Raw genomic sequence first — 15,860 nt, 5'->3', positions numbered from 1 at the left:
AATCTTTATACTCCTCATTGCTCTTCTTTTTTAGTAAGGTCTTTAACCATAACAAAAGCATCGGATCCATCTTGGTAGTAGTTCTTTCTCACGCTAACTTTTTCAAAACCGTGTTTGTCATACAGGTTTATGGCTACTTCGTTGTCAACGCGTACTTCTAAAAAAACGTGTTTAAATCCGCTATTTACAAGCCATGCTAAAGCTTGCTGTAGTAGTTTATTTCCAATACCTTTGCCCTGGTAGTCTGGGTCCACAGCAATGGAAACGATGTGCGCTTCCGGAAAAATACACCAAAGGCCAATGTAGCCCACTACCTCATTAAAGGGAAGAAGGCGGGCAACAAAGTATTTGGAAAGCCTTCTATCGCGTAGGTCCCTTTCGATGCTACTGCGGCTCATCGGGTAGCTAAAAGCTTTCTTGTCCACATCGTAAATGGCATCCAAGTCCTCTTCTGTGGCTTCTGTAATTTCAAATTCTATTATTTCCACAGTTTGTACTCCTCTGCCACTTCTTTCATGTACTCTACCTTGAGCGTCTCCCAGCTGGTACCGTCGGGTAGCCCACGTTTCTGCAAGAATTGTTCTAAATCCGCAAAGGTGAGTGGATGATCTTGATCCAGAACCCTTGCCACATCTGTTTTGGGTATGTCACTAAATATCTCGCGTTTCACTTCTCGGAAATTTGCCCGGTAGCTTCCATAGTACTCATCTTTTCGAGACATAATCAAATACCAACCTTCAGCGCCTTCGCTATCGATGAGATCGAATACGTTCAAAGGGATTAGAGGCAGTTCTCTTGACATACCTAAGCCCAGTGCGAAGCCCACACCAACCCGGGTGGAGGTGAAGCGTCCAGGTCCTACAGCCACCGCTACAGCATCAAGATCTTCTGGAATTTCTATGTCGCACAAGGCTTCCAAAGTCTTACCCTGCAAAAAAAACCATTTAAAAGGAAATCTCTTCTCAGGCTCGTAAATGCCAGCTACCTCATTAGGAAACGCAGTCTGTATTACGAGCACTTTGTGAATGTTATGCACCTGCAGTCATCCTCCAAAACCTTGAAGATCACCTTCCAATGTGGCAGGGACAGTAAATCGGGAAAACGGCCAGGCCATTCCACCACCACAAGACCATCTTCCAAGAACTCTTCTATACGTATGTCCCACAGTTCTTTAGTGCTAGATACCCTGTAAAAGTCCAAGTGATACAAGTGTCCGCCATCGGGCATGTTGTAAATCTTGAGCAAGTTAAAAGACGGCGAGGAAACCTTTGCACCCGGAGCAAGAAGGCGAGCCACACCACGAATAAACGTTGTTTTGCCTGCTCCCAGTACGCCAAAAAGAAGCACCAGATCACCCTTCTTCAGATTATTAGCAAACGTACTTCCAGCTTCAACTGTTTCCTCAGGTGTACAAGCTTTGATCAACCTTTAACAACCCCCATAGGTCTCATCCTTGCTACTTTCCTGTTTAAGCCCAATTCTTCTACCACATGCACCACTTCATCTACGTCTTTATAGGCTTCAGGAGCTTCTTCTAAGAGTGTTTCCCGTTCTGCGCTCCTTACCAATATGCCTTTTTCACCCAAACTGTCCATAAGCGTTCCATAATTGCCTTTCCTTATGGCTTCTTTCCTACTCATAACTCTGCCCGCTCCATGGCACGTGGAACCCCATGATTGTTCCATGCTGCCTGGCAGTCCAACGAGCAAGAAGGAGCTTGAACCCATACTACCAGGGATAATCACAGGTTGACCAGTGTTTTCATAAATGGAAGGCAACTCCGGGTGATGCGCAGGGAACGACCGAGTTGCTCCCTTTCTGTGAACTACTACTTCTCTTTCCATGCCATCAACCATGTGTTTTTCCAACTTTGCAATGTTATGAGCCACATCGTAAATGACAGTAATCTTGTCTTTTATTTCGTTGCCAAATACCTTAGCAAAGGCTTTTCTTATGTAGTCAGTAATCACTTGGCGGTTAGCCCAAGCAAAATTCGCTGCGCACTGCATCGCTGCCCAGTAATCCTGACCTTCTTCACTCTTAAAGGGAGCCGCAGCCAGCTGCTTATCAACAAGTTTAATGCCGTACTTCTTTGAAGCTTTGAGCATGACATCGATGTAATCTGTGGCTACTTGGTGTCCTAATCCTCGAGAACCCGTGTGAAGCATTATGGTCACCTGGCCCAAAGAAAGCCCCATTTGCTTAGCAACAGCTTCATCGAAGATCTCATCTACCTTCTGAACTTCCAAGAAGTGATTTCCTGAACCCAATGTTCCCAACTGTTCCAGACCACGTTCTTTAGCTCTCTTGGACACCTTGCTCGCATCGGCGCCCTTTAACTGCCCTTGCGACTCGAGCCTCTCCAAATCCTCAAACGTTCCATATCCCTGTTCTACTGCCCATTTTGCACCCATTTCCAAGACCTTATCCAGTTCTCTTACCGAAAGTTTTATGAAGCCTTCAGACCCTACCCCACTGGGGACTTCTTTGTACAGAACATCCAGGAGCGCGCCCAGTTTAGGTCGAACTTGCTCCTCTGTTAGTGGTGTAACTAGCAGTCTGACACCGCAGTTTATGTCAAAACCAATACCTCCAGGAGTAATCACACCATGATCTACATCAAAAGCCGCCACACCTCCAATGGGGAAACCATAACCCCAGTGAATATCAGGCATGGCAAGAGAGTATCTAAGTATACCAGGCAGAGTGGCTACGTTCACTACCTGCTCCAACGCCTTATCTGCCTCGGCTTGTTTGAATATGGTTTCGGAAGCAAAAACACGCCCCGGTACTCGCATACCTTCCTTTGCCCCCAAAGGAATCTCGTACACGAACTTATCTACTTGCTTCCACATATTGACCACCTCCTTTCTTTGGTTACCGATCACCCATCCTCATCACACGTCAAAAATCATTTGTGCCGTAAACCCAAAATTGTGCAATGTAAAAGCCTTCACAGCCTGCTTTCTCTTACTTTGCTCAGCCATCGTTAACTCTGCTCTTAAATAGCAATTGCAACCCAAATGGTACTCCCTTAAGCTTAACGTCAATGGAGCTTCGTTCTTATCCATGTAGAACACCACTTCGTTCAAAAACTTGAACCAAAGCTCCGTTTCCGTGTCTGCAGAAAGTTCTACATTATGTTTAACTTCAGAAGAACCAACTTCATGGAAACTCCACTCTCTCAAAGCATCCAAACAGGATTGAAAGAGCTCCTCAGTAGATTCTCCACTTACCTCAACGCCCAAATCTGCAGTATGATCCAAAAACCTGTACGACATACAAAAATCACAGCCTTCCTCAAACCAACCGATTGATTAAGGTTCTTAGAACCTTCTTCCCCATGGAAGCCTTGGAACAAACCGGTATGTCACTCATGCTTAAGGGAAGCCATTCTCTGCCTGAGCGGTAAAGCATATTCTCGTTACAAGAAACCCCTATTACTGGGCCAGTAGTTTCATTAGCTTTATGTATGAAAACACCTGCAGCGCCTCTATTTCTCTTGGGTATTTCATCTATGTCCGTTCGCTTAGCATATGCGTTTTCTGTCATAGTAACGATGTATTTCTGTTTTAAGCATGTCGCCCCCACTACTCGGTCCCCTTCGTAAGTTCTCATAACCTTAACTCCGCCTGTACGAAGCCCACGTTCTGGAATACTCTCCACATCCAAACGCAATGCCTTGCCCTGAGCACTAATAACAACAAGTTCTTTGCTAGTTACAGGAACTATGACTGATACCATGTCACCTGGGTCAAGCAGGAAGTAATAGCCACCTCGAGATGGGATCTTTTCCACGTCCAATCTGAAACGTTTTCCTTTTCCTTTTTCACTGATGGCAATAAGCTCCTGGTTTTGAGTCCCTAATAGCAGCACTTTTTCATCATTCCCCATAGGAAATAGAGCGTTCAAAGCCACACCACGTTGACTTTCAGGAATTTCGTAAGCAGATATGCAGAATATCTTTCCAAAGTTCGTCAGGAACATAACGGGGTCACTTCCCTGCACCTCAATAAAGTCCACCAAGTTTGTCTGCGTTTTTGACCTTCTGATAATGCCGTACTCCAACAGTTCAATGAAGAATGTTTCCTCGGCAGCTTGTACCGTCTCTGTTTGCTGATCCGAGAATCCAATTAGCGTTCTTCTTTGATCAGCAAACAGTTTTTTCACATGTTTAAGCTCCTCAGCGATGACTTCCAGTAGCTTGGTTTCACTGTTTAGTATCTCAGTGTATTCAGCAATGGCTTTCAGAAGAGATTCCAGCTCTTGTTCAACTTTTTCCTTCTCCATGTGTACCAACGATCTAAGCTTTATCTCCAACACAGCCTCTGCTTGCACCTCTGTTAGGCCTATCTGTGACATGAGGCGTCTCTTTGCCTGATCTGTAGTTTCTGCATTCCGGATAATTTCAATAACCAAATCAATGTTATCCAGCGCCTTAAGAATACCCTCTACAACTTCGCGGCGCTTCGAAGCTTTATCCAGCAAATAACGTGTTCTTCTTAAAATGGTTTCTTTCCTAAAATCCACGAATGAGGCGATGTAATCACGCAAGGTTAGTTGAACAGGAGCCCCGTCTTTTAGTGCAACCATGTTAATCGCAAAGCTGTTTTCCAAAGCGGTCTGTTCATACAGTTGGTTCAGAATGTGGTGGAAACTGGCGCCTTTCTTGAGCTCCAATACCACTCTGACGCCCTGCCTGTTACTTTCGTCTCTGACCTCGTCAACACCAGATAATTTTCTATCTCGAATGAGCTGGGCAATTTGAGACACCAGCTCTGCTTTGTTGACCATGTAAGGTATTTCATAAATAACTAATCTGCGTTTTTGCCCGTGTCCCTCTTCCAACTTAGCTCGGCCACGTACGCGAATTACGCCCTTCCCTTCTTCATACACCTTTACAAGATCTTGAGGGTTAATAATCTGACCGCCAGTTGGAAAATCCGGACCTTTAACAAACCTCATAAGTTGCCTAGATGTTGCTTCCGGATTGTGAAGGAAGTGCAACGTGGCATCGATGATTTCACCCAAGTTGTGAGGTGGGATGTACGTCGATACGCCTACGGCAATACCACTGGAACCATTAACCAAGAGCTGAGGAAACACAGCGGGAAGAACTTCGGGCTCCTTTAAACTGCCATCGAAGTTTGGAACCCAGTTTACCGTGTCCTTATCTAAATCCTGCACAAGATACTCTGAAAGTCGTGTTAACCTCACCTCAGTGTAACGCATAGCTGCTGGCGGGTCTCCGTCCATGGATCCAAAGTTTCCATGACCGTCCACCAGTGGATAACGCATAACAAAGTCCTGTGCCATACGCACCAGTGCGTCGTAAACAGAAGCGTCACCATGTGGATGGTACTTACCAAGCACGTCACCCACAATACGAGCAGATTTTTTGTATGGATTATTGTAAGTACTTCCCGTCTCCGACATGGAGTAAATGATTCGCCTTTGCACCGGCTTCAAGCCATCACGAACGTCAGGAAGAGCTCTTCCTACGATGACGCTCATGGCGTAATCAATATAAGACTGTTTTAGTTCTTCAGTAATTTCCCTTTCATGAATACCTGCCATAACTCAATAACACCTCACACATCCAAGTTCTTAACTAAGTTCGCATTAGCAAATATGAACTCTTTTCTGGGTTGAACCTTTTCTCCCATTAGCACCGAAAACAGCTCGTCTGCTTTTTCAGCGTCTTCCACAGTCACCATGTACAAATTACGCGTTTCGGGGTTAAGAGTGGTTTCCCACAACTGCTCAGCGTTCATTTCACCTAACCCCTTGTAACGCTGTATCTCAAAATTCTCGCCCTCATGCTCTCTTAAGAAAGCCTGCAAGTCTTCATCAGAATACAGGTAGATAATGTCCTTGCTCTTCTTCCTTTCAATCTTGTACAGAGGCGGCTGAGCAATGTAGATGTGTCCCTCTTCCACCAAAGGACGCATCATTCTAAAGAAGAACGTGAGAAGCAACGTTCTAATGTGAGCACCGTCCACGTCAGCATCAGTCATGATAATAATTTTTCCGTAACGTAGTTTTGCAAAGTTAAAATGCTCACCCACGCCAGTGCCAATAGCAGCTATAAGCGCCTGAATCTCTTCATTATCCAAAACACGCTTCCAGCTAGCTTTCTCAACGTTCAGTATTTTTCCTCTGAGCGGTAGTACTGCTTGAATAGTCCTATCACGGCCTTGCTTCGCTGATCCACCAGCGCTTTCTCCCTCTACGATGAGAAGTTCACGTTTTTCCACATCACGACTGGAACAATCTGACAGCTTTCCTGGCAGTACCGTAGATTCCACTCTGAGTCTGTTCTTCATCATTTCTCGAGTGCGTTTGAAGGTTTCGCGCATTTCAGCAGAAGCTAAGGCCCTCTGAATCAAGGTCTTTGTAACATCGTTTTGCGTCTCCAAATAACTTTCAAAAGCCTTGGATACTACATCCTCTACAATGTTCCTTACATATTTGGAGCCCAGTTTACCTTTGGTTTGACCTTCAAACTCAGGCTCTGGTACCCTAACTGCCACCACTGCTCTTAATCCCTGACGAAAGTCGTCACTGGAGACATTGTTATCCTTGAGCAACCCTTTTCTCCTACCCACTTCAGCCAGCGTTTTAGATATTGCCGATCTTAAGCCCTGAACGTGAGTTCCTCCATCTACCGTTCTAACGGAGTTCACAAAAGACACAATGTTCTCATCAAAATCGTCCACGTAAGTAAAAGCAACCTCAACTTGGACATCTTGCTGTGCGCCTGAAAAACGAAGCACATCAATGATTTTTTCTGAACTGTTAGCAACCTCTTCGAGTAAGCCAGCCAAGCCTGATTCAAAGTGGAAGAATTCTGGCTCACTGCCTTCCCTTTGCAGCTCAATGGTAACCTCACTGTTTAGGAAAGCAAGCTCTCTTAAACGCTGCCTTATAACTTCGTAGTCAAAACGCGTATCAGCAAAGATGGATTTGTCAGGCTTGAACTGAACTATGGTGGCTGAGCTTTCAGTATCATCGTACTGACCAATTTCTTTAACCTCTGTTACAGGTTTACCGAACTCGTAACGTTGCCAATATACCGTTCCATCTCTTTTTACAGTTATTTCAAGCCATTCACTAAGAGCATTTACCACGGACAAACCCACGCCATGCAAACCGCCGCTAGCTTTGTAAGCCTGACCACCGAACTTACCACCAGCGTGCAACTTTGTTAACACCACTTCTACGGTAGGACGGCCTTCCTGAGGATGAATCTCCACCGGTATACCACGGCCGTTGTCTTCAACTAACACTGAACCATCTTTGTAAAGCACAACTTTTATGTGATCGCAGAAGCCCGCCATGGCTTCGTCGATGGCATTGTCTACAATCTCCCAAATGAGATGGTGCAAACCATTCTTGTCCGTACTTCCTATGTACATGGCAGGGCGTTTTCTAACGCCCTCAAGATCGCCTAAAACTTTGATCTGTTCAGCACCGTAGTTTTTCGTTTTCAAGCTTTTTTCCATTCCTGCCATGCCCTCCTAACCTTTACAAACTTACCAAATAGTTCGGCTAACTCTTTATCTTTAATGCCATCCGTGCACACGCCGTCTGCGTCCACATCAGATAGCTCTAAGATCTGTTTCTCAATTTTCTTACTTCGTGAAAGCTTTTCACTTAGGTGTGAAAAACTCTCCTTTTTTCTTGCCTTTCCAACCTTTACATCCTCTGCAAAAGGCAAGAACCTCTTCAGTTCTGTTAATACATCATCCTTGTTGTAAAGCAGCTTCATTCTACCCACAGGACTGTAGTAATCCATAACAACCACTGTCCCTTGCAAGGCAGAAGGAAACACTAAATCCTTAAGCCAAGTATCTAGTGAATCCCACTTTCTTGAAACTTCCAAAAACCAAAAAAGCTTCTCGTTCCCGCCTAGCAGGTCAAAAGCTCTTTTCATGGAAGACTTTGACACCACCAAAAACACCTTACCTCACAGCTGCGAAAAAATCATGCTAGTGTCCACCCTCAGTTGGTGTTTCAGTGTATGCGTTGGTCACTGTCAATGTTTCATTCTCATTATTCTTTGAATCATAACCACTTCCCTCCCAGGAATCGTTATAGTTTTCTTCCGGAGGGGTTGCAGTAGTTGGCGTAATCACGGGGCCTGGAATTTCGCCATTCACAGCCCCTGTTGCCACAGTAGTATTGTTCTCCACCTCAGGTGGTAACTCTGGCACACTTTGTGTAGCTGTATCATTCACATTCGTGGTTGCATTGCTCTGTGAAGAATTCTGAGTAGTCGTACTTGTCGTTGTTGTTGTCGTTGTCGTTGACGATGGCGTTGGTGATTGCGTGGCCGTGCCACCTGTGGAGCCACTACTGTTGCTTCCACTATTACTGGCTGTGGACGTTTTGCCTCCGCTGGTGCTATTTTTGTTGCCAGACGTTTCCTTGCTTGAGCTGGAATCGGTGGGCCGTGGAACACTCAGCTTAGGCGGATTGACTCCGTTAGCTAACGTTTGCCCCATAGGACCGAATTTCTCTATATACCAGCTCTTAAGCCAATCCGCATCCCACTGATACACTGAAACAGGAACACCCAAGTCAAACACACGACTAATAAAAGAATCTCCGCTTAGCACATCAGCTTCGATGTGGGCATCCTTCCACTTGTTTGCCAAACTAGCTATCTCCATCAAGCTAACATCAGAAAGCACGTACTTGCTCCACACATCCACTGCACTTGATACAAAACTAGGAGAAAGCTTTGATATTACTTGATCTTTCAAATCGGTTCCCAAGAGTAAATCGATCTGCCTTTGTATCCTTGTTAAATCTGAGACATGTGTCCTCCCATAATCCCTGATTCGCCAATAAACCAAGAATTCTGTACCATTAAGTGTATGAGTACCCTTGTCAATGCATGTGTATCTAGGTACTCCTACGCCTTGATAGCAATACCTTTGAGGCACATCCACCTTAAGACCTCCCATAAGGTCAACCATTTCAATCACCGTACTGAAATTAACTACCACGTAATGATCTACAGCCACGCCAAAGTTTTGCTTAATGGTTTCAGCAAGTTTCCTCACACCACCATAGAGAAAGGTATGCCCCACCTTTGTCACACCTTTGTCTGGTATGGCGACCAAGGAGTCTCTAGGTATGTAAAGCAGATTAATAGTACTCCCACGGATAAACGCCAAAATCAGCGTGTCGTTGTGCCCCACAGAACCTGCACCCTTCATTTCTCCCACCGTATCCAAACCAGCTATCAGCCATACTTGGTCTCCTTTTGAACCAGTTATGCTGGAAAACCGTTCAGCAGCGCTTGAAACGAGATCGGCCAAATTAACACCTTCTCCTTGAGGCATGATCACCTTCTGAGCAAAAACACCACCTACGAAAGACACCAAAAATATAAGTAAGAAACCGATTGCAATGAGAACCTTTTTCACATTCACGCTCATTTTCATATTTAAATTATACCACTAAAATGCTCAAAAAACAGCATCACTACAGCGAAAACCAGACTTTCAAGGCGAAAACATCCGGCACAAACCAAGCAGCCACAGTTATCGGTTGGACGGGCAAGAAACCCTGCCCTGTTCATAGATTATGTCACCACAGTAGTCTGTTCGGTACACCTTCATATGTTTACTTTCGAGCACTTTCAGTGTGTCCTTATTTGGGTGGCCATAAGCATTCTTACCCACAGAAATTACCGCCACCGAAGAAGTCAAACTCAGCTCTGTAAGTTTAGCTCCATGATGAGGCACAGTAAAGAAACTATAGTCACCATTAGGCAAATAAGCTGCCGGCACATCCCCTGTTATGAGCCCATTAAACTCTGGTAAGTAAATCACTTTACTCAGTTCGTTATCAGTGCCCACCATTGCAGGTGGTGGCCATACAGTTTCAGCTCTTATGGGCCCGAAACTGATCATATCACCCTTGTATGGGTCCATAATCTTGGGGTGAAAAGAAAGCATAACTTGTTCCTGCATTCCATTGTGGTCTTTATCGTCATGGCTGATTATGAGTCCCAGGTGCCTAATGCCATACCACCTCACATCACGCAAAACCACAGCCCTGTCCGAGGTATCTATAAGTAGCCCGTAAGAACCTTTTTGTACCAAGGTAGCTGAACCCTGGCCGACGTCCAGGAAAATGACACGGCTTTGAGCAGGGAGTAGCAGTAATGCTATGCATGTGAGCACCGGCAACCACCAACGTCTTAGCAATGCAGTTAAGACAACACCAACAAGGATGACAAGAACCTCTCTAGAACCAAAATTAAGCAACACCCACGCAGGCAACAGTTCCACCAGTTCATGTAGCGACAGAATAGCCATGCCCACCATGTCAACTAAGTAACTTAGTAGTCTTAGTGGCATAATCACATACAAAATGCCAAGTGCGTACAACAACGTGAACACTGGTACAAGTAGCACAGTAAAAAAAGCACCTAGCAGAGAAATAGAATGAAAGAAAAGCAGGCTCGCCGGTAGTAACGTCAAGCTGATTTTCACGCTTGACCATTTGGAATCGCCCCAGTAAACCACGGCAGCTGCACCCAGTAAAGACAATAAAGATGCCGTTCGGGTGAAAAATAGCGGATCTAAGCAAGATGCTGCCAAACCCGCGGCGGCAACTCCACCTAATCCAAGTTTTCTGCCCTTTGGTATGGACAGCATTACCCCGTACATGAGTACACTACGCAGCACCGAGGCAGAAAAACCGTAAAAGATGATTAAAACGAGGCCAAGCAACATTGTTGCAATCTTGTTCTTGCTCCACCTGTAAACGTAACCCATAAGTAAAGTTGTCTGCAGGCCTGATATGGCAAAGACATGCAAAATACCTGTCTTTATAGCTTGCTCTTGAATTCTCAAAGGTAGCGGGTTGCCCAAAACTAGTGCATTTAGTAATGAACCCGATTGTAGACTACCCAACCTGTTTTCCATTGCTGATCTGACACGAAACAAAGGCGTCTCTAAAGTATTCACCTTCACGGGAACAGCGCAGTGGTATTTGTGCCAATTCATTTGGAACGTACCGCTAAGCACACCAACATCGCTCGAACAAACGGGCACTAAGCCCCTGTAGTACCCTTTACCATCAGAGTCCACCACCACAGTGCCTTTGAAAACCTGTCCATCCATGCTTACGGATCTATAAATGCTTGTGTATGCAAGCAGTACTACCACAACACCAACAATGGCTATCCAGCGTTTCTTCTTTAAGAAAACAAATAACGGGACGAACAGAACTGCTCCCCAGGGATAAAACCACAGGGCAAAAACCACTGCAAGGGCGGTAAGAATCATCCTTATTAACGAACCGTAATTAAGTCCTTTATGTCAGCAAACCGCTTTTCGCCGATTCCAGAAACATTTTTCACTTCTTCAATACTCTTAAATGGCCCATTGGCTTGCCTGTATTCAACAATGCGAGCCGCCAACGTAGGCCCAATGCCAGGAAGTGCATCCAATTGTTTCTCATCAGCCGTGTTTATGTTAATCAGGGAACTTTTAGAACTCCCCGCAGATTCGCTGCTGCCGATGACTACTCCCCCAGAATTTTGTGCCGTGCTTGAAGGTATCCCTTGACTCCCATCTACATTCTGCTGCTCCGCCTTAGTAGGTACATAAACCATCATCTCATCAGCAACATGACTAGCTAAATTCAGTCTTGTAAGGTCTGCATCACCTTTTACACCCGCCATGCTTATAACGTCCCCTATACGTTGGGTTGGCTTAGCAGTGTAAACCCCTGGTCGGTCCACAGCACCAACAATGTAAACACTGACCAGCTCAGGTTCCAGCGCGGTAGAAGTGCTATTAGCAGCCGCTGAAGAGGTCTCCACAGATGGTGAAACACTGGCCTGAGCATCTTTTGAACTAAGCAAACTAGACACACCAAAGCGATATCCCATTTCGAAGCAAATTGCCCCAACTAAAAAGAAGGCTGCCAACCATGTGGCAGCCTTCTTCCATCCACCTGCTAAACTATGAAATTTATTATTTTGTTCGGAACGTAGAAACACTTCTTGTAACCGCCTTCCTTGGACAAGTACTTAGAAAAATTGCCACTACTCATAACTGCTTCCCTTACTTCCTCTTCGCTGGCTCCGTTGCGAACCACCACTGTGCCCCTAAATTTCCCGTTTATTTGCACTGCAACTTCCACAGTGTTTTCCTGAAGCATACTTTCGTCCCACTGGGGCCAAGATTGTTCGTGAACCGAAGGCGCGTTACCCAGCATTGCCCAAAGTTCTTCTGCCAAGAACGGCACAAAGGGCGCTAGTACCTTCGCAAAGGTTTCAAGCAGCGTCTTCATAACCGCGCTACTAACCTTTTCGTCGTAATCCGTTACTTCATTGAGGAACTCCATCATGGCGGCAATGGCAGTGTTGAATCGGTAGTTATCCTCAATATCCTCAGTGACTCTGTAGACCAAACGGTTCACTGCCCTGAGCGCTTTCTCATCGTACTCACTCATTCCCTCGAAAAGCTTACCCATAGGAGCTGCCACAGCTTCTTTTACCTCATCAGCATATTTGCAGTAGAAGTTCCAAATGCGTCTTATGAACCTTACAATACCTTCCAGCCCTTGCTGGCTCCACTCAAAATCCTTTTCAGGTGGCGCCACAAACAGTGTGTACATCCTTGCTGCATCAGCACCATAGTCCCTTAGGATATCATCTGGATCCACAATGTTGCCTTTTGACTTCGACATGGCTGAACCACCCAAAGTTACCATACCCTGAGTAAATAGTTTGCTAAAGGGCTCGCTAATCGTCACGTATCCCATGTCTTTTAGCGCTTTGGTAATAAAACGACTGTAAAGCAAATGCAGTACGGCATGCTCCACACCGCCAATGTATATGTCCACAGGCATCCAATACTGTGCCAGTTCCTTATCAAATGGCGCTTGTTCGTTATGTGGATCTACGTACCTTAGGTAATACCACGAGCTATCCACAAACGTGTCCATGGTATCAGTTTCCCGTCGAGCCGGACCACCACACTTTGGACAAGTAGTGTGCACAAACTCTTCATCAGTAGCCAAGGGAGAAACCAAATCGCCAGGCAGGTAATCCACTTCTCTGGGTAGAATCACTGGAAGCTGATCCTCAGGGACGGGTACTGTTCCGCAGTGTTCACAATAAACTACGGGAATTGGAGCACCCCAGTACCTCTGGCGGCTCACCAGCCAATCTCTAAGCCTGTACGTTACAGATTTTTGCCCCAAGTTGTGCTCTTCTAAGTACTCAGCCATGAGCTTCTGGGCTTCTTCAGAGGTTTTTCCTGTGTAAGGCCCACTATTTACCAGCACACCATATTCGGTGAAGACCTCGCCATTCTTTATCTCTTCACCGTCTTTGGGAACCACCACTGGTCTTATGGGAATGTTGTATTTAACTGCAAAAGCGTAGTCGCGTTCATCATGAGCTGGCACTGCCATGATAGCGCCTGTGCCGTATTCCGTAAGCACGTAATCACCAGCATAAATTGGTATTCTTTCACCGTTAAAGGGGTTTACAGCGTACTTGCCAAGGAAGAAACCTTCTTTTTCTTTTTCCGTGCTGAGGCGGTCAATTTCTGATTTCAAGGAGATCCTTTTTAAGTATTCGTCGTAAAGCTCTTTTAGCGCAGTACCCTGTACCAACTCCATTGCCAGTGGATGCTCAGGAGCTAAGACCATGAAGGTAGCACCGTAAATGGTGTCCAATCTGGTTGTAAATATTTCAATGACTTTGTCAGTCCCTTCAATGGCAAACTTCACCAAAGCACCTTCAGAGCGACCAATCCAGTTACGCTGCTGTGCTTTTACATGCTCAGGCCAATCCAAGTTATCCAAATCATTGAGCAAATCTTCAGCATATGCCGTTATTTTGAAAAACCACTGTTCAATTTCCCTTTTTTCAATTGGACTGTGACAACGCCAGCATTTACCATCAATAACTTGCTCGTTAGCAAGTACCGTCTTGCAGTGAGGACACCAGTTCACCTTTGCACGCTTCTTGTATGCCAAGCCATTTTCATAAAGCTTTAGGAACAACCACTGAGTCCATTTGTAGTAATCAGGCAAACAAGTGGCGACTTCTCTGTCCCAATCATAGCTAAAACCTAGCTTTTTCATCTGCTCTCTCATGTAACCGATGTTGGACAAAGTCCAGTTTTCCGGGTGAATACCCCTCTCAATGGCTGCGTTCTCTGCAGGCAACCCAAAAGCGTCCCATCCCATGGGATGAAGCACATCAAAACCTCTCATTCTGTTGTAACGTGCTACCACATCTCCCAAGGAGTAATTCCTAACATGTCCCATGTGAAGCTTGCCTGAGGGGTAAGGGAACATTTCCAGCACGTACTGTTTGGGCTTCGTACCAAGAGTCCCATTAGCTTTAAAAAGGCCACGTTCTTGCCAGTACTTTGACCAACGCTCCTCGGCCTTTTTGAAATCGTATTCTGTACTGCCGTTGCTTTCGTTATTCTTCGCTGACTGCCGCACCTTCATCACCCCAAACATTCTCCTCAAGCGAATAGAATCTGCCAATATCCTTTCTAAACATTAATTTTACTTCGCCCGTGGGACCATTCCTGTGTTTAGCAACCACCAGTTCCACTGTGGAGTTTTCTGGGCGAAGTCCCTTTTGCTGCTTGTAATAATCCTCGCTGTAAAGAAACATTACCACATCGGCATCCTGCTCAATGCTACCGCTTTCCCTTAAGTCACTCAGCTGTGGACGTTTGTCCGCCCTTTGTTCCACAGCTCGGCTCAGCTGCGACAGCACCAAAAGCGGTATATCCAGTTCCCGCGCAAGATTCTTTAAAGAACGGGTAATCTCAGAAACTTCCTGAACCCGGTTATCCACGTTCTGACCCAACCTTATAAGCTGCAAGTAGTCAATAATGATCATCTTAATGCCCAGTTCTGCCACTGCTCTTCTGGCTCTGGATCTTATTTCCAAAACCGATAATCCGGGAGATTCATCTATCCACAGAGGAGCATCTTCCAGACGTGACATGGCAATACGCAGTGCATCGAAGTCTTCCGTAGCTAAGTAACCTGTTTTCAGTTTTTGGGAAGGCACATTGGATACAGCAGACAACAGACGCTGCACAAGCTGCGTTGCAGACATTTCCAAAGAGAAAAACAGCACTGGTATTTCTTCTTCCATGGACATGTAAGTCGCCACGTTCAGAGCAAAGGCCGTTTTACCCATGCCGGGGCGCGCAGCCAAGATAAGCAGATCCGACCTTTGAAATCCCGTCAAAAGCTCGTCCAACTTCTGCAAACCGGTGGGGTAACCTGTTACGCGGCTTCTCTGAGCATATCTTTCTTCAATGAGTGAGTAGTACCTCTTGACCAGCTCGCTCACTGGCGTTGCCGACTTCATGTATTTCCACATGGAAAGGCTAAACACCAATTGCTGTGCCTTATCTAAATCCTCTTCGATATTCTTGCCAGTGTAACCCAAGCGTGCAATTTCCGTGCCAACTCTGATTAACGAACGTTGCAGAGATCGTTCCTTTACCAGCTTTGCATAAGTACCCACGTTTGCAGCGGTATAAACTGACGAAGCCACCTGCGCTACGTACTCCTGCCCACCTACCACATCCAGCAGGTTATCCCGTTTAAGCCTTTCCACGAAGGTGACCAAATCCACAGGAATGCCCTCTTCATACATCTGGGTCATGACCTGAAATAAGATCTTGTGACGCTCTTCGTAAAAATCTTCAGGCAAAAGTGAGCCTGCTACTTCTGCAAGAGCGTCCTTATTAATGAGGCAGGAACCGAGTACCGAAACTTCTGCCTCGTGAGAATAAGGCATCCCAAATGAAGATTCGTTAATCATTTTCTCTCATTCTCTT

Annotated in this window: 13 protein-coding genes; all 13 read right to left on the bottom strand. The window is 45.6% G+C overall.

What is annotated here, in order from left to right; all coding sequences use genetic code 11:
• Positions 1-14: 14 nt before the first annotated feature.
• The 13 genes from rimI to dnaB all read right to left on the bottom strand — a co-directional run bounded on the left by rimI (position 15) and on the right by dnaB (position 15,844).
• Positions 15-488 (bottom strand): ribosomal protein S18-alanine N-acetyltransferase, encoded by a 474-nt coding sequence (rimI, locus tag COPRO5265_RS02930; RefSeq protein ID WP_012543717.1) that lies wholly within the window; start codon positions 486-488, stop codon positions 15-17.
• Positions 479-1,036 carry a glycoprotease family gene (locus COPRO5265_RS02925; protein ID WP_012544264.1) on the bottom strand — a complete coding sequence of 186 codons (558 nt, stop codon included), beginning with the start codon at positions 1,034-1,036 and terminating at the stop codon, positions 479-481. Before COPRO5265_RS02925 ends, rimI begins: the two co-directional genes overlap by 10 nt.
• The gene (tsaE, locus tag COPRO5265_RS02920) at positions 1,009-1,425 is read right to left on the bottom strand and encodes a tRNA (adenosine(37)-N6)-threonylcarbamoyltransferase complex ATPase subunit type 1 TsaE (protein WP_012543618.1); all 417 of its coding nucleotides are present in this window, start codon (positions 1,423-1,425) and stop codon (positions 1,009-1,011) included. Before tsaE ends, COPRO5265_RS02925 begins: the two co-directional genes overlap by 28 nt.
• Positions 1,422-2,855: an RtcB family protein gene (locus COPRO5265_RS02915; RefSeq protein WP_012544432.1), complete on the bottom strand. Its 1,434-nt coding sequence runs from the start codon at positions 2,853-2,855 to the stop codon at positions 1,422-1,424. Before COPRO5265_RS02915 ends, tsaE begins: the two co-directional genes overlap by 4 nt.
• A gap of 42 nt (positions 2,856-2,897) precedes the next feature.
• Positions 2,898-3,281: an archease gene (locus COPRO5265_RS02910; protein ID WP_012543707.1), complete on the bottom strand. Its 384-nt coding sequence runs from the start codon at positions 3,279-3,281 to the stop codon at positions 2,898-2,900.
• Positions 3,282-3,300: 19 nt separating this feature from the next.
• Positions 3,301-5,577, bottom strand: a complete 2,277-nt coding sequence (locus tag COPRO5265_RS02905) for a DNA gyrase/topoisomerase IV subunit A (protein ID WP_012544627.1) — start codon at positions 5,575-5,577, stop codon at positions 3,301-3,303.
• 14 nt (positions 5,578-5,591) lie between these two features.
• The gene (gyrB, locus tag COPRO5265_RS02900) at positions 5,592-7,505 is read right to left on the bottom strand and encodes a DNA topoisomerase (ATP-hydrolyzing) subunit B (RefSeq protein ID WP_012543945.1); all 1,914 of its coding nucleotides are present in this window, start codon (positions 7,503-7,505) and stop codon (positions 5,592-5,594) included.
• Positions 7,490-7,936 carry a hypothetical protein gene (locus tag COPRO5265_RS02895; protein ID WP_012544008.1) on the bottom strand — a complete coding sequence of 149 codons (447 nt, stop codon included), beginning with the start codon at positions 7,934-7,936 and terminating at the stop codon, positions 7,490-7,492. Before COPRO5265_RS02895 ends, gyrB begins: the two co-directional genes overlap by 16 nt.
• A gap of 55 nt (positions 7,937-7,991) precedes the next feature.
• Positions 7,992-9,455 carry an LCP family protein gene (locus tag COPRO5265_RS02890; RefSeq protein ID WP_012544552.1) on the bottom strand — a complete coding sequence of 488 codons (1,464 nt, stop codon included), beginning with the start codon at positions 9,453-9,455 and terminating at the stop codon, positions 7,992-7,994.
• 99 nt (positions 9,456-9,554) lie between these two features.
• A complete protein-coding gene (locus tag COPRO5265_RS02885; protein WP_012544617.1) occupies positions 9,555-11,309 on the bottom strand; it encodes a ComEC/Rec2 family competence protein in 1,755 nt (584 codons plus the stop codon).
• Between the two features lie 5 nt (positions 11,310-11,314).
• On the bottom strand, positions 11,315-11,956 hold the full coding sequence (locus COPRO5265_RS02880) for a helix-hairpin-helix domain-containing protein (RefSeq protein ID WP_041736049.1): 642 nt from the start codon (positions 11,954-11,956) through the stop codon (positions 11,315-11,317).
• Between the two features lie 29 nt (positions 11,957-11,985).
• Positions 11,986-14,502 (bottom strand): leucine--tRNA ligase, encoded by a 2,517-nt coding sequence (gene leuS, locus COPRO5265_RS02875; RefSeq protein ID WP_012543639.1) that lies wholly within the window; start codon positions 14,500-14,502, stop codon positions 11,986-11,988.
• Positions 14,474-15,844, bottom strand: a complete 1,371-nt coding sequence (gene dnaB, locus COPRO5265_RS02870) for a replicative DNA helicase (RefSeq protein ID WP_012544341.1) — start codon at positions 15,842-15,844, stop codon at positions 14,474-14,476. Before dnaB ends, leuS begins: the two co-directional genes overlap by 29 nt.
• Positions 15,845-15,860: the final 16 nt, after the last annotated feature.

The organism is Coprothermobacter proteolyticus DSM 5265 (assembly GCF_000020945.1).
GTDB lineage: Bacteria > Coprothermobacterota > Coprothermobacteria > Coprothermobacterales > Coprothermobacteraceae > Coprothermobacter > Coprothermobacter proteolyticus.
The sequence above is the reverse complement of the archived record's forward strand: the minus strand, read 5'-3'. Positions and strand labels throughout refer to the sequence as shown.

What these genes read in the sequence shown, in the direction of transcription:
- COPRO5265_RS02915 (WP_012544432.1), bottom strand. Translation starts at nt 2,855, where the DNA reads ATGTGGAAGCAAGTAGATAAGTTCGTGTACGAGATTCCTTTGGGGGCA.
- COPRO5265_RS02910 (WP_012543707.1), bottom strand. Translation starts at nt 3,281, where the DNA reads ATGTCGTACAGGTTTTTGGATCATACTGCAGATTTGGGCGTTGAGGTA.
- COPRO5265_RS02905 (WP_012544627.1), bottom strand. Translation starts at nt 5,577, where the DNA reads ATGGCAGGTATTCATGAAAGGGAAATTACTGAAGAACTAAAACAGTCT.
- gyrB (WP_012543945.1), bottom strand. Translation starts at nt 7,505, where the DNA reads ATGGAAAAAAGCTTGAAAACGAAAAACTACGGTGCTGAACAGATCAAA.
- COPRO5265_RS02895 (WP_012544008.1), bottom strand. Translation starts at nt 7,936, where the DNA reads ATGAAAAGAGCTTTTGACCTGCTAGGCGGGAACGAGAAGCTTTTTTGG.
- COPRO5265_RS02890 (WP_012544552.1), bottom strand. Translation starts at nt 9,455, where the DNA reads ATGAAAATGAGCGTGAATGTGAAAAAGGTTCTCATTGCAATCGGTTTC.
- COPRO5265_RS02885 (WP_012544617.1), bottom strand. Translation starts at nt 11,309, where the DNA reads ATGATTCTTACCGCCCTTGCAGTGGTTTTTGCCCTGTGGTTTTATCCC.
- leuS (WP_012543639.1), bottom strand. Translation starts at nt 14,502, where the DNA reads ATGAAGGTGCGGCAGTCAGCGAAGAATAACGAAAGCAACGGCAGTACA.
- dnaB (WP_012544341.1), bottom strand. Translation starts at nt 15,844, where the DNA reads ATGATTAACGAATCTTCATTTGGGATGCCTTATTCTCACGAGGCAGAA.